The sequence below is a fragment of the Streptomyces sp. NPDC030840 genome (assembly GCF_055572015.1).
On record NZ_JBVIEE010000007.1, the window covers coordinates 327,178 to 345,712 of the forward strand.

The 18,535-nt window shown below is 69.7% G+C and carries 18 protein-coding genes; 3 read left to right on the forward strand and 15 right to left on the reverse strand.

Going from position 1 to position 18,535, the window contains the following annotated elements:
• Positions 1-163 precede the first annotated feature (163 nt).
• The 3 genes from ligA to ACZ49J_RS18555 are packed head-to-tail and all read right to left on the reverse strand — an operon-like array spanning position 164 to position 4,126.
• Positions 164-2,356, reverse strand: a complete 2,193-nt coding sequence (ligA, locus tag ACZ49J_RS18545) for an NAD-dependent DNA ligase LigA (protein ID WP_467449230.1) — start codon at positions 2,354-2,356, stop codon at positions 164-166.
• Positions 2,357-2,371: 15 nt separating this feature from the next.
• The gene (locus ACZ49J_RS18550; RefSeq protein WP_467449232.1) at positions 2,372-3,394 is read right to left on the reverse strand and encodes a methionine synthase; all 1,023 of its coding nucleotides are present in this window, start codon (positions 3,392-3,394) and stop codon (positions 2,372-2,374) included.
• A 42-nt stretch (positions 3,395-3,436) separates the two neighbouring features.
• On the reverse strand, positions 3,437-4,126 hold the full coding sequence (locus ACZ49J_RS18555; RefSeq protein ID WP_467449233.1) for an SDR family oxidoreductase: 690 nt from the start codon (positions 4,124-4,126) through the stop codon (positions 3,437-3,439).
• A 106-nt stretch (positions 4,127-4,232) separates the two neighbouring features.
• Here ACZ49J_RS18555 and ACZ49J_RS18560 point away from each other — a divergent pair, with 106 nt between their 5' ends.
• The gene (locus ACZ49J_RS18560; protein WP_467449234.1) at positions 4,233-4,556 is read left to right on the forward strand and encodes a DUF427 domain-containing protein; all 324 of its coding nucleotides are present in this window, start codon (positions 4,233-4,235) and stop codon (positions 4,554-4,556) included.
• 4 nt (positions 4,557-4,560) lie between these two features.
• On the opposite strand, the gene mnmA is transcribed toward ACZ49J_RS18560, so the two are convergent.
• Entirely contained in the window at positions 4,561-5,691 is a 1,131-nt protein-coding gene (gene mnmA / locus ACZ49J_RS18565; protein WP_467449235.1) for a tRNA 2-thiouridine(34) synthase MnmA, read from the reverse strand.
• Between the two features lie 60 nt (positions 5,692-5,751).
• Here mnmA and ACZ49J_RS18570 point away from each other — a divergent pair, with 60 nt between their 5' ends.
• Positions 5,752-6,480 carry an N-acetylmuramoyl-L-alanine amidase gene (locus ACZ49J_RS18570; protein ID WP_467449236.1) on the forward strand — a complete coding sequence of 243 codons (729 nt, stop codon included), beginning with the start codon at positions 5,752-5,754 and terminating at the stop codon, positions 6,478-6,480.
• 17 nt (positions 6,481-6,497) lie between these two features.
• Here ACZ49J_RS18570 and ACZ49J_RS18575 read toward each other — a convergent pair whose 3' ends face one another.
• The 4 genes from ACZ49J_RS18575 to ACZ49J_RS18590 form a co-directional block, all read right to left on the reverse strand.
• Positions 6,498-6,944, reverse strand: a complete 447-nt coding sequence (locus tag ACZ49J_RS18575) for an SRPBCC family protein (RefSeq protein ID WP_467449237.1) — start codon at positions 6,942-6,944, stop codon at positions 6,498-6,500.
• A 381-nt stretch (positions 6,945-7,325) separates the two neighbouring features.
• Positions 7,326-8,495, reverse strand: coding sequence for a cysteine desulfurase family protein (locus ACZ49J_RS18580; protein ID WP_467449238.1), 1,170 nt, complete (start codon positions 8,493-8,495; stop codon positions 7,326-7,328).
• Between the two features lie 194 nt (positions 8,496-8,689).
• Entirely contained in the window at positions 8,690-8,959 is a 270-nt protein-coding gene (locus ACZ49J_RS18585; RefSeq protein ID WP_467449239.1) for a DUF4190 domain-containing protein, read from the reverse strand.
• A gap of 31 nt (positions 8,960-8,990) precedes the next feature.
• Complete coding sequence (locus ACZ49J_RS18590; protein WP_467449240.1) at positions 8,991-9,158, reverse strand: hypothetical protein; 168 nt, start codon at positions 9,156-9,158, stop codon at positions 8,991-8,993.
• Positions 9,159-9,276: 118 nt separating this feature from the next.
• Here ACZ49J_RS18590 and ACZ49J_RS18595 point away from each other — a divergent pair, with 118 nt between their 5' ends.
• Positions 9,277-9,903, forward strand: coding sequence for a TetR family transcriptional regulator (locus tag ACZ49J_RS18595; protein ID WP_467449242.1), 627 nt, complete (start codon positions 9,277-9,279; stop codon positions 9,901-9,903).
• Between the two features lie 313 nt (positions 9,904-10,216).
• On the opposite strand, the gene ACZ49J_RS18600 is transcribed toward ACZ49J_RS18595, so the two are convergent.
• The 7 genes from ACZ49J_RS18600 to ACZ49J_RS18630 form a co-directional block, all read right to left on the reverse strand.
• Positions 10,217-11,062 carry a thioesterase family protein gene (locus ACZ49J_RS18600; protein WP_467449243.1) on the reverse strand — a complete coding sequence of 282 codons (846 nt, stop codon included), beginning with the start codon at positions 11,060-11,062 and terminating at the stop codon, positions 10,217-10,219.
• Positions 11,063-11,087: 25 nt separating this feature from the next.
• Positions 11,088-11,771: a trimeric intracellular cation channel family protein gene (locus tag ACZ49J_RS18605; RefSeq protein ID WP_467449245.1), complete on the reverse strand. Its 684-nt coding sequence runs from the start codon at positions 11,769-11,771 to the stop codon at positions 11,088-11,090.
• Between the two features lie 65 nt (positions 11,772-11,836).
• Entirely contained in the window at positions 11,837-13,090 is a 1,254-nt protein-coding gene (locus tag ACZ49J_RS18610; RefSeq protein WP_467449246.1) for an ABC transporter ATP-binding protein, read from the reverse strand.
• Entirely contained in the window at positions 13,087-14,184 is a 1,098-nt protein-coding gene (locus tag ACZ49J_RS18615; RefSeq protein WP_467449247.1) for an ABC transporter ATP-binding protein, read from the reverse strand. Before ACZ49J_RS18615 ends, ACZ49J_RS18610 begins: the two co-directional genes overlap by 4 nt.
• Positions 14,181-15,182 (reverse strand): ABC transporter permease, encoded by a 1,002-nt coding sequence (locus ACZ49J_RS18620; protein WP_467449248.1) that lies wholly within the window; start codon positions 15,180-15,182, stop codon positions 14,181-14,183. Before ACZ49J_RS18620 ends, ACZ49J_RS18615 begins: the two co-directional genes overlap by 4 nt.
• A gap of 135 nt (positions 15,183-15,317) precedes the next feature.
• Positions 15,318-17,084: an ABC transporter substrate-binding protein gene (locus ACZ49J_RS18625; RefSeq protein ID WP_467449251.1), complete on the reverse strand. Its 1,767-nt coding sequence runs from the start codon at positions 17,082-17,084 to the stop codon at positions 15,318-15,320.
• A 98-nt stretch (positions 17,085-17,182) separates the two neighbouring features.
• Entirely contained in the window at positions 17,183-18,184 is a 1,002-nt protein-coding gene (locus ACZ49J_RS18630) for an ABC transporter permease (RefSeq protein ID WP_467449254.1), read from the reverse strand.
• Positions 18,185-18,535 lie beyond the last annotated feature (351 nt).

The window sequence follows — 18,535 nt, forward strand, 5'->3', positions numbered from 1 at the left end:
GGCACCGCGTCTGAAAACCCACCACGCGTCCGGGCACGGCAGGCGCACACCTCAACAGTAGGCCGCAGAAGGCTTCCACGGGCAGCGGTCGTCGACGGTTGCCCGAATGCGACCCGGCCACCCGTATGCATCTGGTATGCGCCGAACAGGTGGCCTTCAACCGCTACTCCTCAGTCGGAAGCGCGACGTCCGCGGCTGCTTCCGGCCCCTGTGCGAGCAGAACGGCGAAGCCCTCCTCGTTCAGGACCGGCACCTTGAGTTGCATCGCTTTGTCGTACTTCGATCCGGGGTTGTCACCCACCACGACGAATGAGGTCTTCTTCGACACTGAACCGGTCACTTTCGCCCCCCTGCTCTGCAGTGCCTCCTTCGCGCCGTCGCGTGTGTGGTGCTCCAGGGTGCCAGTGACCACGACAGTGAGCCCCGCGAGGGGGCGCGGGCCCTCGTCCTCGCCGGAGCCCTCCTCCTCCATGCGTACGCCCGCGGCCCTCCACTTGCGGAGGATCTCCTGGTGCCAGTCGACCGCGAACCACTCCTTGAGCGAGGCCGCGATGATCGCGCCGACACCGTCGGTGTTCGCCAGTTCCTCCTCGGTGGCCTGCTGGATGCGGTCGATCGAGCGGAACTCGCGGGCCAGGGCCTCGGCGGCGACCGGTCCGACATGACGGATCGACAGACCGGTGAGGACGCGGGCGAGCGGGCGCTCCTTGGCGGCCGCGATGTTCTCCAGCATCGCCAGCGCGTTCTTCCTCGGCTCGCCCTGCTGGTTGGCGAAGACCGTGGCGATCTTCTCCTCGCCCGTCTTCGGGTCGCGCTTGGGCAGACCGCTGTCCTGGTCGAGGACGTACGCCTTGATGGGCAGCAACTGCTCGACGGTGAGGTCGAACAGGTCGCCCTCGTCCACCAGCGGCGGGTCGGCCGGCTCCAGCGGCGCGGTGAGGGCCGCGGCGGCGACGTAACCGAAGTGCTCGATGTCCAGCGCCTTGCGGCCGGCGAGGTAGAACAGGCGCTCGCGCAACTGGGCAGGGCAGGTGCGGGAGTTGGGGCAGCGCAGATCGACGTCACCCTCCTTGGCCGGGGCCAGCGCCGTACCGCACTCGGGGCACTCGGCCGGCATCACGAACTCCCGCTCGCTGCCGTCCCTCAGGTCGACGACCGGGCCGAGGATCTCCGGGATGACGTCACCGGCCTTGCGCAGCACCACCGTGTCGCCGATGAGGACACCCTTGAGCTTGACCACGTCCTGGTTGTGCAGTGTGGCGAACTCCACCTCCGAGCCGGCGACCGTGACGGGCTCGACCTGCGCGTACGGCGTCACCCTGCCCGTACGGCCCACACCCACCCGGATGTTGATCAGCTTGGTGTTGACCTCCTCCGGCGCGTACTTGTACGCGATGGCCCAGCGCGGGGCGCGGGCCGTGGAGCCGAGGCGGCCCTGGAGGCGGATCTCGTCGAGCTTGACGACCACGCCGTCGATCTCGTGCTCCACGGAGTGGCGGTTCTCCCCGAAGTACGCGATGAACTCGCGCACGCCGTCGAGGTCGTCCACCACCTTGTTGTGCCGGGAGGTGGGCAGGCCCCAGGCCTTGAGCAGGTCGTACGCCTGGGAGAGGCGGGTGAGGCCGTCGAAGCCCTCCAGGGCGCCGATGCCGTGGACCACCATGTGGAGCGGGCGGGTGGCGGTGACGCGCGGGTCCTTCTGGCGCAGCGAACCCGCAGCCGCGTTACGGGGGTTGGCGAAGGGCTTGTCACCGGCCTCCACCAGACGGGCGTTGAGCTCCTCGAACTTCTCCATCGGGAAGTAGACCTCGCCGCGGATCTCCACGAGGTCGGGAACCCGGTCACCCCGAAGCCTGTCCGGAATCTCCGCGATCGTCCGGACATTGGGCGTGATGTCCTCGCCCGTGCGGCCGTCACCGCGGGTCGCCGCGCGCGTGAGGCGGCCGTGCTCGTACGTCAGGTTGACCGCGAGGCCGTCGACCTTGAGCTCGCACAGGAGGTGGTACTCGGAGCTGCCGACCTCCTTGGCGACCCGCTCGGCCCAGGCGGCGAGCTCCGCGTCGTCGAAGGCGTTGTCGAGCGAGAGCATGCGCTCGCGGTGCTGGACGGCCGTGAACTCCGTCTCGTACGCCCCCGCGACCTTCTGGGTCGGTGAGTCGGGGGTGCGCAGCTCGGGATACTCGTCCTCCAGTGCCTCCAGGGAGCGCAGGAGCCGGTCGAACTCCGCGTCGCTGATGACCGGAGCGTCCTTCACGTAGTACCGGAAGCGGTGCTCCTCGATCTGCTCAGCGAGCTGCGCGTGCTTGTCCCGTGCCTCGGCGGGCACCGCTGTCTCCGCTTGCTTGTCGCCGGCCACCGTGTTGTCCTCCCGTTACTCTGGGTTGTCCGCGAGGGATCTCGCCGCCCGGACGCAGTGGGCGAGCGCCGCGCGCGCGTACGCCGGGGAGGCCCCCGCGAGTCCGCACGACGGCGTGACCGTGACCGCCTCCGTGAGAAGCCCCGGATTCAGCCCCAGCCTGCGCCACAGCGTCCTGACACCCATGACGCTACCGGCAGGGTCTGACAATGGGCCGTCGGTGCCCGGCAGGACACCGGCCAGCAGCCTCGTGCCTGCCTCCACGGCTTCCCCGATCGCGTCGTCGTCACGTTCGGTGAGCAGGGCGAAGTCGAAGGAGATCGCGGCGGCGCCGGCGCGGCGCAGCAGGGCGAAGGGGACGTCGGGTGCGCAGGAGTGCACGACGACGGGTCCGTCCGGGCCGTGCGCGCCGACCACGTCCCGGAGGGTGGCCTCGACGACCTGGCGGTCCACGGCGCGGTGGGTGCGGTAGCCGCTGGCGGTCTTCACCTGGCCGCGCAGGACGGCGACGAGGGACGGCTCGTCGAGCTGGAGGACGACCTGGGCGCGGGGTAGGCGGCGCCGTACGTCCTCGATGTGGGTGCGCAGCCCTTCGGCGAGTGACCCGGCGAGGTCCCTGCAGGCGCCGGGGTCGGAGAGGGCGGCCTCGCCGTTCTTCAGCTCCAGTGCCGCGGCGAGGGTCCACGGTCCGACGGCCTGGACCTTCAGCGGGCCCTCGTACTCCTGCGTGAACTCCTCGAGCGCGTCGAGGTCCTCCCCCAGCCACGATCTCGCCCGCTTGGTGTCGCGGCCCGGCCGGTCACCGATGCGCCAGCCGCTGGGTTCCACGCGGGCGTACAGCTCGACGAGCAGGCCGGTGGTGCGGCCGATCATGTCGGCGCCGGGGCCGCGGGCGGGGAGTTCGGGCAGGTGCGGCATGCCCGTCTCCGGGCCCTCGAAGGTCCCGGAGACGGTCTTGGCGGCCTCGCGGGCGTCGGTGCCGGGCATGGAGCCGACGCCGGTGGCGGGGCCGAACCTGAACTGGCTGATCTCACTCACCCTGGAAGCCTACGTAACCCCCGAGGGCATCCAGGGACGGCCTCAGCGACCCGGCCGTACCGTCACGTCATTGATCTCCGCGTCCCTCGGCAGATCCAGAGCCATCAGGATCGTCGTCGCCACCGACTCGGGGTCGATCCAGTGGGACGGGTCGTACTCCTTGCCCTCCTGCCGGTGGACCTTGGCCTGCATGGGGCTGGCCGTGCGGCCGGGGTAGACCGTGGTGACGCGAACACCGTTCGCGTGCTCCTCGTGGCGGAGCGAGTCCGCCAGGGCCTTCAGGCCGTGCTTGGACGCCGCGTACGCGGACCAGTCGGCGTGGGCGTTGAGGCCGGCGCCCGAGTTCACGAACACCACGTGCCCGCGGGCGGTGCGCAGTTGGGGCAGGAAGTGGCGGGTCAGCTCGGCCGGGGAGATCAGGTTGACGTTCAGCTGGTGACGCCAGGACTTCGGGGTCAGCTCGCCGACCGGGCCCAGGTCGACCACGCCGGCGATGTGGAGCAGGGAGTCCACCCGGTCCGGCAGTGACTGGTGGGAGAAGGCCCAGGACAGCCTGTCCGGGTCCGCCAGATCACCCACCAGGGTCCTCGCGCCGGGGAACTCGGCCGACAGCTCCTTGGCACGGCCCGCGTCGCGCGCGTGCAGCACGAGGTCGTCCCCGCGCGCGTGCAGACGGCGGGCGACGGCCGCGCCGATGCCGGAGCCGGCTCCGGTGATCACATGTGTAGCCATGCCGTCATGCTCGCACCACCCCACGCCGGGCGGCGGCCCCAGGGGGAAGAACCCAGCGGCAGCGTGCGCTGTACCCGGGGAAACGAGCCACCCAAGGAGGATCATCGTGACCAAGGGGCACAGCATCACCATCGAGCAGAGCACCGAGCACGTACGTGTCGTGCGCGACGGACAGGTCCTCGCGGAGAGCACCCGCGCCCTGGTGCTGCGCGAGACGGGTTGTCCCGCGCGGTACTACATCCCCGAAGGGGACGTGCGTACGGACCTGCTCACCGCGTCCGAGACCCACACGTACTGCCCGTTCAAGGGCACGGCCTCGTACTGGTCCCTCCCGGACGCCCCCGACCTCGTGTGGGCCTACCCCGACCCGAAGCCGGAGGTCGCGGAGATCAAGGGGCACCTGTGCTTCTACGACGTGGAAGTGGCGTGACGGCTCACGCCACCCCGGCCGTCGCCCGCCGCGTCGTCGCGATCGTCGCCGAGCCCACGACGCGCGTGCCGTCGTACAGGACGATCGCCTGGCCGGGGGCCACGCCGCGGACCGGTTCCGTGAAGGACACCTCCAGGGTGCCGTCGACCAGTTCCGCCGTGACCTCCGTCTCGCCGCCGTGGGCGCGGAGCTGGGCGGTGTAGGTTCCCGGGCCGGAGGGGGCGACTCCGCACCAGCGGGGCTTGACGGCGGTCAGGGCGGAGACGTCCAGCGAGGCCGCCGGGCCCACCGTCACCGTGTTGTCCACGGGGGAGATGTCCAGGACGTAGCGGGGCTTGCCGTCGGGGGCCGGGGTGCCGATGCGCAGGCCCTTGCGCTGGCCGATCGTGAAGCCGTACGCGCCCTCGTGGGTGCCGACCTTGGTGCCGGACTCGTCGACGATGTCGCCCTCCGCCCTGCCGAGCCGGGAGGCCAGGAAGCCCTGGGTGTCGCCGTCGGCGATGAAGCAGATGTCGTGCGAGTCCGGCTTCTTGGCGACCGCGAGACCGCGTCGCTCCGCCTCGGCGCGGATCTCGTCCTTGGTCGTCACCGTGTCGCCCAGCGGGAACATCGCGTGCGCGAGCTGCTTCTCGTCGAGGACCCCGAGGACGTACGACTGGTCCTTGGCCATGTCGGAGGCGCGGTGGAGCTCGCGCGTGCCGTCCTCCTTGAGGATCACCTTCGCGTAGTGGCCCGTGCAGACCGCGTCGAAGCCGAGGGCCAAAGCCTTGTCCAGGAGCGCGGCGAACTTGATCTTCTCGTTGCAGCGCAGGCACGGGTTCGGGGTGCGTCCGGCCTCGTACTCGGCGACGAAGTCCTCGACGACGTCCTCGCGGAAGCGCTCGGCGAGGTCCCAGACGTAGAAGGGGATGCCGATCACGTCCGCTGCCCGGCGGGCGTCGCGCGAGTCCTCGATGGTGCAGCAGCCGCGCGCGCCGGTGCGGAACGACTGCGGGTTCGCGGACAGCGCGAGATGGACGCCCGTCACGTCGTGTCCCGCTTCCGCGGCGCGGGCGGCTGCGACGGCGGAGTCCACTCCGCCCGACATGGCGGCGAGGACACGGAGGGGGCGGGGGCGCTGCGAGATCTCAGTCATAGCCCTTCAAGGGTACGGGGCGACGGGAACCGGATCCCGCGAGTATCCGTTCACGATCACATGGAAGAACGAAGGGCCCGGCGGAGGAAGGCTCCGCGGGACGGCGACCGGCGGATCGGGCGGCGTGCCCTGCTCATCGGCGGGGCGGTGGCCGCCGCGGGCACCGCCGTGTTCGCGCGCGACGAGCTGGGGCACCTGTGGTGGCGCGTTCCGGGCGTGGAGAAACCACGCAAGGAGGGCGAGGTCGACTTCGCGGGAGCCCGCTGGGTGTCGGCGTCGGACGCGAACTGGCGGCGCGCGGACCGTCCCGACGACTACGGGGTGGACATGGTGGTCATCCATGTCACCCAGGGCAGCTTCGACAGCGCGGTGAAGGTCTTCCAGGACCTGGAGCACGGCGCGGCGTCGCACTACATCGTGCGCGAGGACGGCCACATCACGCAGATGATCCGCGAGCTGGACGTGGCGTACCACGCCGGGAACCGCGAGTACAACGAACGCAGTGTCGGCATCGAGCACGCGGGCTTCGTGGAGCGGGCGTCCTCCTTCACGGACGAGATGTACGAGGCGTCGGCACGGCTCACGGCCCGCATATGCGCGCGGTACGACATCCCGGTGGACCGCGAGCACATCATCGGGCACGTGGAGGTGCCGGGCACGGACCACACGGATCCCGGCCCGCACTGGGACTGGGACCGGTACATGCGGCTCGTACGGCAGGCGCGTACGGCGGCGACGGAAGCCGAAGCCGCCGCGAGTCCGCGGGCGGCGTCCGGTCGCCCGGCGTAGGCCCTACGGCTCGACGTTCACGCGCCGCCTTCGAGCAGTCTCTTCAGCGTCAGCTCGTTCTCCGGCATCTCCTTGCGCACATACGGCCGGACGACGAGCGGCACCAGCAGCTTGCCGATTCCGTGCGTCTCGAAGTCGAGGGACAGCGTCAGACGCGACCGTTCACCGTCGGCGAGCGGCTCGATCGTTCCCCGCAAGTGGGGGCGGACGGGGCCGTCGACGCCTTCGGCGCGCCAGCTCCTCGGCTGGTCCAGCTCGGTGACCTCCATGGTCATGGGGATCTCCCGGCGGCCGATCCGGCGGGTCACCACGACGCGCGAGCCCACTCCGAGCGGGGCGTCTCCCACGGGGCGCACGGACACGGCGCTCTCCTGCCACTCGGGCATGTGCGAGGGGTCGGCCGCGTAGGAGAAGACGTCCTCGGGGCGGCGGGCGATGTCGACGCTTTCCTTGATCGCAGGCATGCGAACTCCCTTTTGCCCGGTTTGCCTATTTGCCCACATCGTCCCACCGCGACAGCGGGGCGCAAGTGCGGGAAAAAATCATGTTTTCAGGTATTCCATCTCGGGATGGACGTTCTATCCTGATATCAGGCCTACGGGACGAGTGAGGGAGTTCGACCGGAGTAGCCGACTTTGGCGAGAAGCTTCGGCTTCCGCCGATGCCGACGTCGACGGTCGAGCTGAGAGGCCGGAAGGCCGTGGATCGCGAGGTCCACGACTGGAAGGCGACCCCCAGTCACCTGATCCGGGTCATGCTGGCGAAGGGAACCCGTCTCGTAGGTCGTTTTCGTGCGCGCGGGTGCGAACCATTGCGAACCATGAGGGGGCTGGGGCAGGCAGTCCTCAGGTCAGCCCCGCACTGCGCGCCCGCTCCACCGCCGGGCCGATCGCCTTCGCGAGCGCGGCGACGTCCGCCTCCGTGGAGGTGTGGCCGAGCGAGAAGCGCAGGGTGCCGCGAGCCAGGTCGGGGTCGGTGCCGGTGGCCAGGAGCACGTGGCTGGGCTGGGCGACGCCCGCGGTGCACGCGGAGCCGGTGGAGCACTCGATGCCCTGGGCGTCCAGCAGCAGCAGGAGCGAGTCCCCCTCGCAGCCCGGGAACGTGAAGTGGGCGTTGGCCGGCAGCCGGCCCTCGGGGGACGGATCACCTCCGAGAATCGCGTCGGGGACGGCCGAGCGGACCGCCTCGATCAGGTCGTCGCGCAGGGCGCCGATCTCCCTCGCGAACCACTCGCGCTGCTCGGCGGCGAGGCGGCCGGCGACGGCGAACGAGGCGACGGCCGGGACGTCGAGCGTGCCGGAGCGGACGTGGCGCTCCTGTCCGCCCCCGTGCAGAACGGGTACGGGACTGTACTCACGGCCCAGGAGCAGGGCGCCGATCCCGTACGGACCGCCGATCTTGTGACCGGAGACCGTCATCGCGGCGAGGCCGGAGGCGCCGAAGTCGACGGAGACCTGACCGAAGGCCTGGACGGCGTCGGCGTGCAGCGGCACGTCGAACTCCCGCGCCACGTCGGCGAGTTCACGGACCGGCATGATCGTGCCGATCTCGTTGTTGGCCCACATGACGGTGGCCAGGGCGACGTCGTCGGGGTTGCGGGCGATCGCCTCGCGCAGGGCTTCGGGGTGGACACGCCCGTGCGCGTCGACGGGCAGGTACTCGACGGTGGCGCCCTCGTGCTCGCCCAGCCAGTGAACGGCGTCCAGTACCGCGTGGTGCTCGACGGGGCTGGCGAGGACCCGGGTGCGGGCGGGGTCGGCGTCGCGACGCGCCCAGTACAGGCCCTTCACGGCGAGGTTGTCCGCCTCGGTGCCGCCGGAGGTGAAGACGACCTCACTGGGGCGGGCGGCGAGGGCCTCGGCGAGTGTCTCGCGGGCTTCCTCGATGGTGCGGCGGGCCCTGCGGCCTGCCGCGTGCAGCGAGGAGGCGTTGCCGGTGATGCCGAGCTGGGCGGTCAGGGCCTCTGCCGCCTCCGGGAGCATCGGAGTCGTCGCTGCGTGGTCGAGGTAAGCCATGGTGGCCCCGATTCTACGGGGGCCCGGCACACCGACCTCGGCCGCCGTGGTGTCGCGAACGCGCCCTCCGACGGAGCGCCCTTCCCGGGCTGCGGCACGCGCTGCGACTGCCGCCGATCGGCCAAGCCGGCTCAGTCGGCTCAGTCAGTACGTCGGCGGCTGCGGCCCGTCCCCGGCCGCCCGCCCGCGTTCTTCTAGAAGCTCCACGACACCGTGTGGTCCAGCTGCACCAGCACGACCAGGACGAGGAGGTCGGCGACCCCGAGTCCGAGCCCGAGGTAGGCACGGCCGCGGCGGTTCGTACCGCGCCACAGGGCCGCGGCGGCCAGCACGACGGCGACCGGCCCCAGGAAGACGTTGAGGACGAGGAGCCCCAGGAGGCCCAGGATGAAGGACGCCACGGCCATGCCGTCGGCGTCACGGGTCACGGTGCGGCGGCGTTGCGGTGTGGCGGTGAGTTCCATGATCGGTCAGCTCCCACAGGAGGACGAAGGGTCAGTGCGTGGTGGTGTGACGGCGGCGGCCGTGACGCTCACGGACCGCGAAGACCGCGAGCCAGACGCCGATGACGGCCGCGCCGATGAGGGAGACGGGCAGCGGCGCGTGGGCCACGGTGCCCATGACGACACCCAGCAGCATGAGGGCGGCGACGAGGAACAGCATGTCGATTGCCTCTCGTTACGGTTCGGTGAACGGTTGTAGTTACACTTGTTCACTGACTACCCAGTCTAGCGCGCGGTACGACTTCCCAATCTCAGAGAACAGTTGTTAACTGCATGGCATGAGTCACACCCTCGGCATCCGGCAGGCCCAGAAGCAGAAGACCCGGCAGGCTTTCCTGGACGCCGCCCTGGAACTGTTGGAGGAGCAGAGCCTGAGCAGCCTGGGCCTGCGCGAGGTCACCCGCGCCGTCGGGCTCGCCCCGACCGCGTTCTACCGGCACTTCCGCTCGACGGCGGACCTCGGCGTGGCGCTGGTCGAGGAGGCGCTCGGCAGCCTGCACCCGATGATCGGGACCACGGTGTCCACGGCCGGCGACAGCGGTCAACGCATCGCGCGCGCGGTCGATCTGATCGCCCGCCACGTGGACGCGTACCCGGCGCACGTCCGGTTTATCGCCCGTGAGCGACATGGTGGTGTGCAGCCGGTGCGAGCGGCGATCAGTGCGCAACTGGCGCGGTTCGCGGAGGAGGTGAAGGCCGAGCTGGCCAAACAGCCCGAGTCCGCGGGCTGGAGCGACGACGATCTGCTGATGCTCGCCGGGCTGTACGTCGATCAGATGCTGGTGACCGCGTCGCTGTTCCTGGAGACGGTGGGCGCGTCCGCGGAGGAGCGGGCGGCGGTGGCGGACGTGGCGGTTCGGCGGATGCGGTTGATCAGTGTGGGGCGCCGGCACTGGTTGGTGTGATCGCCTCGTCTGCCGGATCCTGCCGGGTCTTGCCGGGTCTTGCCGGGTCCTGCCGGTGGTTCGGTGCCGGTCGCGTCGTGGCTTGTCGCGCCCACGCGGCGGAGCCGCACATCCAACGCGGCCCCGCGCCCCTCAACAGCGAGGGGCGCACCTCAGCAGAAGAGGCACCCCCGCGCCCGTAAAAGCGGTGGCGCGCCCCGAGGGGCGCGCCACCGCTGCGTACCGACCGCCAGGTCACGTGTCCTTCGTCGACTCCTTCGTGGCCGACGACGAGTCACCTGGGTCAGCCCTGTGGCCCACCTGTGCGAACGCCTCAGCCGAGCCGCACCCGTGCCAGCTGGCGGGACTGGGCGACCAGACGGTCCGCACTGTCCCAGACCTCGGCGTCCTCCTCCAGGAAGCCGCCGGCGAGGTTGCGGGTGGTGATGGAGACCCGGAGCGGGCCCGGCGCGGGGCGGGAGCGTACGTGCACCGTGAGCTCGACCGTCGGGACCCAGCCGGAGACGCCCAGCTCGAAGGCGGTCGGCGGCAGCGCGTCGACCGCGAGCAGCAGCGACAGGGGGTCCGGGTCCCGGCCGTCCGCGAGGCCGAACCAGGCGCGCATCTCGCCCTTCCCGGACGGTGCGCCGAGCGCCCAGCCGAGCGTCGACGGGTCGAGCTTGAGCATCAGCCGCTCGGTGATGGCGGAGCTGCCGGAGACCGGAGCGGGTCCGTCCTCCGGGCCGAAGCACTGTTCCATGGGCGGGAACGCGGGCGGCGCCGCCGTCGTACGGACGTCGTCGGGCAGGGAGTCCAGGTCGCCGTAGGAGGCGAGCACGCGGATCCGTTCGACCTCGCGGCCGTCCTCGTCGTACTGGACGAGCGATGCCTGGCCGGTGGAGAGGGTGCGGCCGGCGCGGACGACGTCCGTGCGGATCACCGCGGGGCCGGGCTCGGACGCCGTCAGGTAGTGCGCCGAGATCGTGAACGGATCGGCGTGCGGCAGGGCGTCCGCGAGGGCACGGCCCAGAACGGCGAGGAGGTAGCCGCCGTTGACGGCGCTGATGATCGTCCAGCCGGCGGAGAGGTTGATGTCGTAGACACCCTCTTCGCGTCGCGTCACGGCGGTGTCGCGGTCGAACTCGCTGTCGCCGATGGTCGCCTGGGTCATCTGGGTCATGGCGGTACCGTACAGCAGAAAACTACTAAGCGGTAGCTTTGTGGACCTGTTCGTCCACCTCCGCCGCCGAGGACCTCCGGTTCCAGGCCCTGGGCGCCCTCCAGTGGAAGCGCATCGCGAGCAGCCGCAGCACGAAGGCGGTGAGCGCGGCGAGTGCGGAGGTGAGCGGGGTGAGGGCCTCGTGGCGGACGCACAGCACGACCAGCGCGGCGCCCACCATCGCGGGCACCGCGTACAGGTCGCGGTCCCAGCGCAGCAGAGACGGCACCTCGTTGGCGAGCACGTCGCGCAGGACGCCGCCCCCGACGGCGGTCGCCACCCCGAGAGCGGCCGAGGCGGTGAGGCCGAGCCCGTACTCGTACGCCTTCGTGGTGCCCGAGACGCAGAACAGCCCCAGGCCGGCCGCGTCGAAGACGTTCACGCCGGTCTGGATGCGCTCCACCTCCGGGTGGAGGAAGAAGACCAGCAGGGCGGCGAGCAGCGGCGTGAGGAAGTAGCCGAGGTCGGTGAACGCGGCGGGCGGCACGGCCCCGATGACCAGGTCGCGGAACACCCCGCCGCCCAGCGCGGTGACCTCGGCGAGGACGGCGATGCCGAAGACGTCGAAGTTCTTGCGGACGGCCAGCAGCGCGCCGGATATCGCGAAGACGAAGATGCCGACGAGTTCGACCGCGTGCTGGACGGAAGGGGTGAAGAGTTGCTGGATCACCTAAGTATCGTTACACACGGAGGGTGTGCACCTTGCATTGCAAGGTGCACACCCTCCAACAGTCTTTACTTGTCCGTCGACTTGTCCGTCGACTTCTCCACGCTTTCCTCCGCGACCTCGGCCGCCAGCGCCTGGGACGTCTCCGCCGACTCCGCGAGCACCGCGTCCGGCACGAGCTCCCCCGCGGATTTGGCGGCGGAGAGGAGGACCGTGTCCTGCGGGGCCTGGTCCTCGAAGTTCTCCGGGTGGTGGCAGGCCACCCGCTGGCCCGGCTTCAGCTCCAGCAGCGCGGGCTCCGTCGTCCTGCAGATCTCCGTCGCCTTCCAGCACCGAGTGTGGAAGCGGCAGCCACTCGGCGGGCTGATCGGCGAGGGCACGTCGCCGCGGAGCAGGATGCGCTCGCTCTTGGCGGTACGGCGCTTGGGGTCGGGGATCGGCACCGCCGACATCAGCGCCTTGGTGTAGGGGTGCATCGGCGCCTTGTAGAGCGCGTCGCGGTCGGCGAGCTCCACGATCTTGCCGAGGTACATCACCGCGATGCGGTCCGAGACGTGGCGGACCACGGACAGGTCGTGCGCGATGATCACGTACGTCAGTCCGAGTTCCTGCTGGAGGTCGTCCAGCAGGTTCACGACCTGTGCCTGGATCGACACGTCGAGCGCGGAGACGGGCTCGTCGGCGACGACCAGCTTCGGGTTGAGCGCGAGGGCGCGGGCGATGCCGATGCGCTGGCGCTGACCGCCGGAGAACTCGTGCGGATAGCGGTTGTAGTGCTCGGGGTTGAGGCCGACCACCGACAGCAGCCGCTGGACCTCCTTCTTGACGCCGCCCTCGGGCGTGACGCCCTGGAGCTTGAAGGGGGCGCCGACGATCGTGCCGATGGTGTGGCGCGGGTTCAGCGACGAGTACGGGTCCTGGAAGATCATCTGCACGTCACGGCGGAGCGGGCGCATGCCGCCGACACCGAGGTGCGTGATGTCCTTGCCCTCGAACTCGACCGTGCCGGCGGTCGGTTCGAGCAGCCGGGTGATCAGCCGGCCCATCGTCGACTTGCCGCAGCCCGACTCGCCCACGACACCGAGGGTCTCGCCGGAGCGCACCTCGAAGTCGATGCCGTCGACCGCGCGGACGGCGCCGGTCTGCCGCTTGAACAGGCCCTCACGGATCGGGAAGTGCTTCTGGAGGCCGGTGACCTTCAGCAGGATCTCGCCGGGGGCGGGGTCCTCCTTGGTCAGGGTCGCGCCCGCGGTGGCACCCGGTTCCGCGCCGCCGGCCTGTGCGGGGATGCTCAGCTCTTTGTCGTCTGCCTTGTCGCTCACAGCTTCGGCGCAATCTCTTCGGTCCAGATCCGCTCCCGCTGCTCCTGCGTCATGTGGCAGGCGGCCCAGTGCCGGCTGCCGACCTCGGTCAGCTCGGGGCGGACCGTGCGGGTGACGTTGTCCTTCGGGAGGTCCGCGTACGGGCAGCGCGGGTTGAAGGCGCAGCCGGACGGGATGTTGATCAGCGAGGGCGGGGAGCCCTTGACCGGGATGAGCCGGTCCTGCTGGTCGCGGTCCAGGCGCGGCATCGAGCCGAGCAGGCCCCAGGTGTAGGGGTGGCGGGGCTCGTAGAACACCTTCTCGGCGGGGCCGCGCTCGACGCACCGGCCGCCGTACATCACCAGGATGTCGTCGGAGAGTTCGGCGACGACGCCCAGGTCGTGGGTGATGATGATGACCGCGGAGCCGAACTCCTTCTGCAGGTCCCGGATGAGGTCGAGGATCTGCGCCTGGACGGTCACGTCGAGGGCGGTCGTCGGCTCGTCCGCGATGAGCAGTTCGGGGTTGTTGACCAGCGACATCGCGATCATCGCGCGCTGGCGCATACCGCCGGAGAACTCGTGCGGGTAGCTGTCGACCCGCTTGTCCGGCTGGGGGATGCCGACGCGGTCGAGCATCTCCACGGCACGGCGCTTGGCGGTCTTCTTGTCCACGTCGTGGTGGATGCGGTACGCCTCCACGATCTGCTGGCCGATCGTGTAGTACGGGTGCAGCGCGGACAGCGGGTCCTGGAAGATCATCGCCATCTCGCGGCCGCGCAGCTTGCGCACGTGGTCCGGGTCGGCGGACAGCAGCTCGGTGCCGTCCAGCCAGATCTCGCCGGAGATCCGCGCCTTGCGCTTGCCGTACTGGCCGGCGGTGTGCAGGCCCATGATGCCGAGCGAGGTGACCGACTTGCCGGAGCCGGACTCGCCCACGATGCCGAGGGTCTTGCCCTTCTCCAGCGAGAAGCTGAGCCCGTCGACGGACTTGACCAGGCCGTCGTCGGTCGGGAAGTGCACCTTCAGGTCGCGCACTTCGAGGAAGGCGGAGGGGGCGGGCCCGGCGGCGACGGGTTCCCCGACGGCCGCTCCCGTCTTGTTCAGGTCGGTCATCCCAGCCTCACTCGCGGGTCGATGACGGCGTACAGAAGGTCGACGACGAGGTTGGCGACGGCGATCGCGAGGGCCGCGAACAGGGTCACGCCCAGGATCACCGGCAGGTCCTTGCTGCTGATGGCCTGGACCGCGGCGAGCCCGAGACCGGGCAGGTTGAACGTCGACTCGGTGAGCACGGCACCGCCGAGCAGCACGCCGAGGTCGAGGCCGAACACGGTCAGGATGGGCGTCATCGCCGAGCGCAGGGCGTGCCGGGTGATGACCACGCGTTCACCGAGGCCCTTGGCGCGGGCGGTGCGGATGTAGTCCTCGCCGAGCACCTCCAGCATGGTGGCGCGGGTGAGGCGGGCGTACATCGCGGCGTTCAGCAGGGCGAGCACGATCCACGGCAGCAGCAGCGTCTCGAACCAGACGCCGATGGAGTCGTCGGTGCTGAGGTTGTCCTCGATCTTCACCCAGCCCAGGCTGTGCACGAAGATGCCCATCGCGACCATGCCGGTGAAGAAGATCGGCAGGGAGACACCGCCGAGCGCGGCGATCATCGCGCCGCGGTCCCAGATGGTGCCCCGCTTGAGCGCGGAGACCACACCGGTGGCGACGCCTCCGGCCAGCCACAGCACGCACGCGCCGGCGGCGAGGGCGGCGGTGACGGGCAGCGCGTCCTTGAGGGTGTTCCACACCGGCTCCTCCGTGACGAAGGAGTAGCCGAAGCAGGGGGCCGGGCAGTGGGTCACGTCGTTGCCGTTGGCGAAGTCGCGTCCCAGGGGGATGCCCTTGACGAACTCCCAGAACTGCACGAGCAGCGGATCGTCGAGGCCCAGCTTGGTGCGGATGCCCTCGACCTGCTCGGCTCCCGTCGCCTTGCCGGCGAAGAGGACGGCGATGTCCTGTCCCGCCCACTTGGGCAGCATGTAGAAGACGGTGAAGGTCGCGAGCAGTACGACCAGCACCATGATGACAACGGCGATCAGGCGCCGGATGAGATAAGCAAGCACTGTGCGCGGCCCGGCGGCGGCCGGAACTCCTCAAGAGACCAGGAAGAGTCCCGGCCGCCGCCCGGGGCCATCACCTGCCCTTCGGACTGGCGGGTTTCGGCGGCGTGGGAACGGTCGGCTACGGCAGTTCGGCGGTTACTTCGTGACGCCGAGCATGACGTAGTCGTAGCGGCCGTTGTACGCGGCGGACGAGTAGACGTTCGTCAGCCGCGGGCTGCGCCAGGAGATGTTCTTCTCGTAGATGAAGGGCATCCAGTCGGCGTTGTCGAGCAGCCGCTTGTTCATGTTCTCGTAGATCGTCTTGGCCTCGGCCGGGTCCGTCGACGCGATCGCGTCGTCGAACATCTTGTCGATCTCCGGGTCCTTGATCTGCGACTCGTTGTAGTTGCCGTTCGGGAAGATGAAGCGGCTGTCGAACAGCGGCTGCCCGTAGCCCTGGCCGGTCGGGAAGTCCGGGCCCCAGCCGCTCATCGTCAGACCGTAGCCGCGCTCCTTCACGACCTTCGGCGAGCCGGTGATGCTGGAGGACTGGGCGCCGTCGATCGGGTCGACCTCCAGCTTGATGCCGACCTTGCCGAGCTGCTCCTGCAGGGCCTCGGCGGCGTCGACCTCGGACGGCTGGTTGGTCCGGGCGGTGATCTTGGTGGAGAAGCCGTTCGGCTTGCCGCACTCCTTCAGCGACTCCTTGGCCTTCGCCAGGTCCGGCTTGCCCTTGCGGGCGAGGACGCCGTACGGGTCGTAGTCGGTGTAGCCCGGGATCGACTTCGGGAAGACGGAGTTGGCGATCTCACCACCGGCGATCTCACCGCCGCGCACCTGCTGCAGACCGGCGAAGTCCGTGGCGTAGAAGACGGCCTTGCGGCAGTCGACGTTGTCGAACGGCTTGGTCGTCTGGACGAGGGCCACGTAACGGACGAACGACGTCTGGATGTTGTCGATGTTGGCCTTGTGGTCCTGGACGGCGGTGACGCGGCCCGACTGGGTCATGCCGGTGCCGTTGACGTCGAGGTCGTAGTCGCCCTCCATCAGCCGCTTGTCGTTCTCCTCCAGGTTGGCGGAGATCGTCACGGTGATCTTGTCCGGGAGGGCCGGGCGGATCGGGTCCGACGCCTTCTTCCAGTTGGTGTTGCGCACCAGGGTCAGGCCCTTGCCCGCCTTGTACGACTGGACCTTGTACGGGCCGGAGGAGAACGGCTTGTTGGTGTACTTGGCGCCGGTGTCCTCGCTCTGCTTCACCGGGGCACCGGTGGGCATGGCCAGGAACTGCTCGAAGTCACCGTTGGGCTTGGGCAGCTTGAAGACGATGGTCTTGTCGTCCGGCGTCTCGATGGCCTTCAGACCCAGCTTGTCCTTGGACGTGTCCTTGTAGGGGCCCTTGTACTCGCCCTTGGGGTCCAGCGTCTGCTTGATGTACGCGGGGCCACCGGTGATGACGTCCGTCGCCCAGATGCGCTCGATGCCGTACTTGATGTCCTTGGAGGTCAGCGCCGAGCCGTCCTCCCAGGTCAGACCGTCACGCAGCTTGTACGTGTAGGTCTTGCCGTCGGCGGAGACCTCGGCGGGGCCGGTGGCGAGGTCGCCGACCAGTTTGTTGGAGGCCTCGCCCGGCTTGGTGTCGTACGTGACCAGGGTGCGGGTGAAGAACCGCATGAAGTCCCAGGTCATGCCGTAGTAGGTGCGCTGCGGGTCCAGGGAGTCGAAGTCCTGCTTGCCTATGAACTTCAGCGTCCCGCCCTTCTTGGTGGAGGCGTTGACGACCTTGTTGAGAGCCGCGTTGTACCCCGCGCCCTCGTCCTTGCCGTTGTCGCTGTCACCGCCGCCGCACGCCGTGGTGGTCACCAGCGCCGCGACTACGAGGGCCGCACCGGCAGCAAGCCGTCGCTTCGGGGAAGCTGTGGACATTTTCTCGTAACCTCCGAGATTCGCGGTCCCGGTCCTGAGCCGGAGAACCATGGGGTCAGCCACCTGACGGTGCGGCAGGGGCAAGTCGTGGATGAGCTCTAGCGGGTGCCCTTGGGGTCCAGCGCGTCGCGCAGACCGTCTCCGAAGAGGTTGAACGCGAGGACGGTGACGAAGATGGTGGCGCCGGGGAAGACCATGAACATCGGATCGTGCTCGTAGGTCTCCAGCGCGTCGCGCAGCATGCCGCCCCAGGACGCCGTCGGCGGCCGCACACCCGCGCCGAGGAAGCTGAGCGCCGCCTCCGTGAGGATGTTGGTGGGGATCATCAGCGTCGCGTAGACGAGGATCGGGGCGACCAGGTTCGGCAGCAACTCCCGGAAGAGGATGTGCCGTCGGCCGCCGCCGAGGCTGCGGGCGGCCTCGACGTACTCGCGCTCACGCAGGCTGAGGGTCTGGCCGCGGACGATGCGGCCCACGTACGGCCAGCCGAAGAAGCCGATGACCAGGACGAGTACGGCGATACGCACGCCGGAACCGGTCAGGCCCAGCAGGTCGTCGGGGAGCACCGAGACCAGGGAGATGATGAAGAGCAGCTGCGGGAAGGAGAGCAGCACGTCCATGGTGCGGCTGATCAGCGCGTCGATCCAGCCGCCGAAGTAGCCCGCGATGATGCCGAACAGGGTGCCGAGCGCCACGGCGACGACGGCGGCGAGGAACGCCACGAGCAGGGAGATCCGGGCGCCGTAGACGATGCGGCTGAACACGTCGCGGCCCTTGTTGGGCTCGACGCCGAAGAGGAAGTCACCGCTCACGCCGCCCCACGCGCCCTGCGGCAGGTTGGTCAGCGGGTCCAGCTTGTCCTGGTGGAACTCGTTCGGCGGGTGGCCGAGCAGACCGACGATCAGCGGGGCGAACACGGCGACCAGGGTCAGGAAGAGCACGAAGGCGCCGCCGGCGAGAGCGACCTTGTCCTGCTTGAGACGGTTCCAGGCGATCTGCTTGAGGGACCGGCCCTCGACCTTCTCGGCGCCTGTCTCCGCCGGATCGGCAGGAGCAGTCGGGGCCGCTTCCGCGGTCGTGTCGTGCAATGGCGCCGTCATCTGGCAGGGACCCCTCTCAACCGGCGGTGACCGGCCCGCACTTGCCGCGGTAGCGGCCTGATCGTCCGTCGTGGGCAGGGGTGGAGTTCCCCTGCCGTGCACAGGGGTGAAGCCCCCTGGTGCGGGAGTCTTCAACGCTTCGCCGATCTGTTGCCAGACTTGACGGCGAATGGATGCCTAACCGTGATGCTGTCCTCGGAGTTCCGTTATGCGGACGTCACGCAACGTGATTCGGACGGGGGGCAGTTGGGGCGCAAGAGGCCGCGGCTTACATTTACCCGTGTAGATGCGGACATGTCCCGCGAAAACGCCGAGGGTGTCTGTGGGTGCGCCGTGCGGGGTGGTCGACGA

What these genes read in the sequence shown, in the direction of transcription:
- ACZ49J_RS18555 (WP_467449233.1), bottom strand. Translation starts at nt 4,126, where the DNA reads ATGGCTACACATGTGATCACCGGAGCCGGCTCCGGCATCGGCGCGGCC.
- mnmA (WP_467449235.1), bottom strand. Translation starts at nt 5,691, where the DNA reads ATGACTGAGATCTCGCAGCGCCCCCGCCCCCTCCGTGTCCTCGCCGCC.
- ACZ49J_RS18570 (WP_467449236.1), top strand. Translation starts at nt 5,752, where the DNA reads ATGGAAGAACGAAGGGCCCGGCGGAGGAAGGCTCCGCGGGACGGCGAC.
- ACZ49J_RS18575 (WP_467449237.1), bottom strand. Translation starts at nt 6,944, where the DNA reads ATGCCTGCGATCAAGGAAAGCGTCGACATCGCCCGCCGCCCCGAGGAC.
- ACZ49J_RS18580 (WP_467449238.1), bottom strand. Translation starts at nt 8,495, where the DNA reads ATGGCTTACCTCGACCACGCAGCGACGACTCCGATGCTCCCGGAGGCG.
- ACZ49J_RS18585 (WP_467449239.1), bottom strand. Translation starts at nt 8,959, where the DNA reads ATGGAACTCACCGCCACACCGCAACGCCGCCGCACCGTGACCCGTGAC.
- ACZ49J_RS18590 (WP_467449240.1), bottom strand. Translation starts at nt 9,158, where the DNA reads ATGCTGTTCCTCGTCGCCGCCCTCATGCTGCTGGGTGTCGTCATGGGC.
- ACZ49J_RS18595 (WP_467449242.1), top strand. Translation starts at nt 9,277, where the DNA reads ATGAGTCACACCCTCGGCATCCGGCAGGCCCAGAAGCAGAAGACCCGG.
- ACZ49J_RS18600 (WP_467449243.1), bottom strand. Translation starts at nt 11,062, where the DNA reads ATGACCCAGATGACCCAGGCGACCATCGGCGACAGCGAGTTCGACCGC.
- ACZ49J_RS18615 (WP_467449247.1), bottom strand. Translation starts at nt 14,184, where the DNA reads ATGACCGACCTGAACAAGACGGGAGCGGCCGTCGGGGAACCCGTCGCC.
- ACZ49J_RS18625 (WP_467449251.1), bottom strand. Translation starts at nt 17,084, where the DNA reads ATGTCCACAGCTTCCCCGAAGCGACGGCTTGCTGCCGGTGCGGCCCTC.
- ACZ49J_RS18630 (WP_467449254.1), bottom strand. Translation starts at nt 18,184, where the DNA reads ATGACGGCGCCATTGCACGACACGACCGCGGAAGCGGCCCCGACTGCT.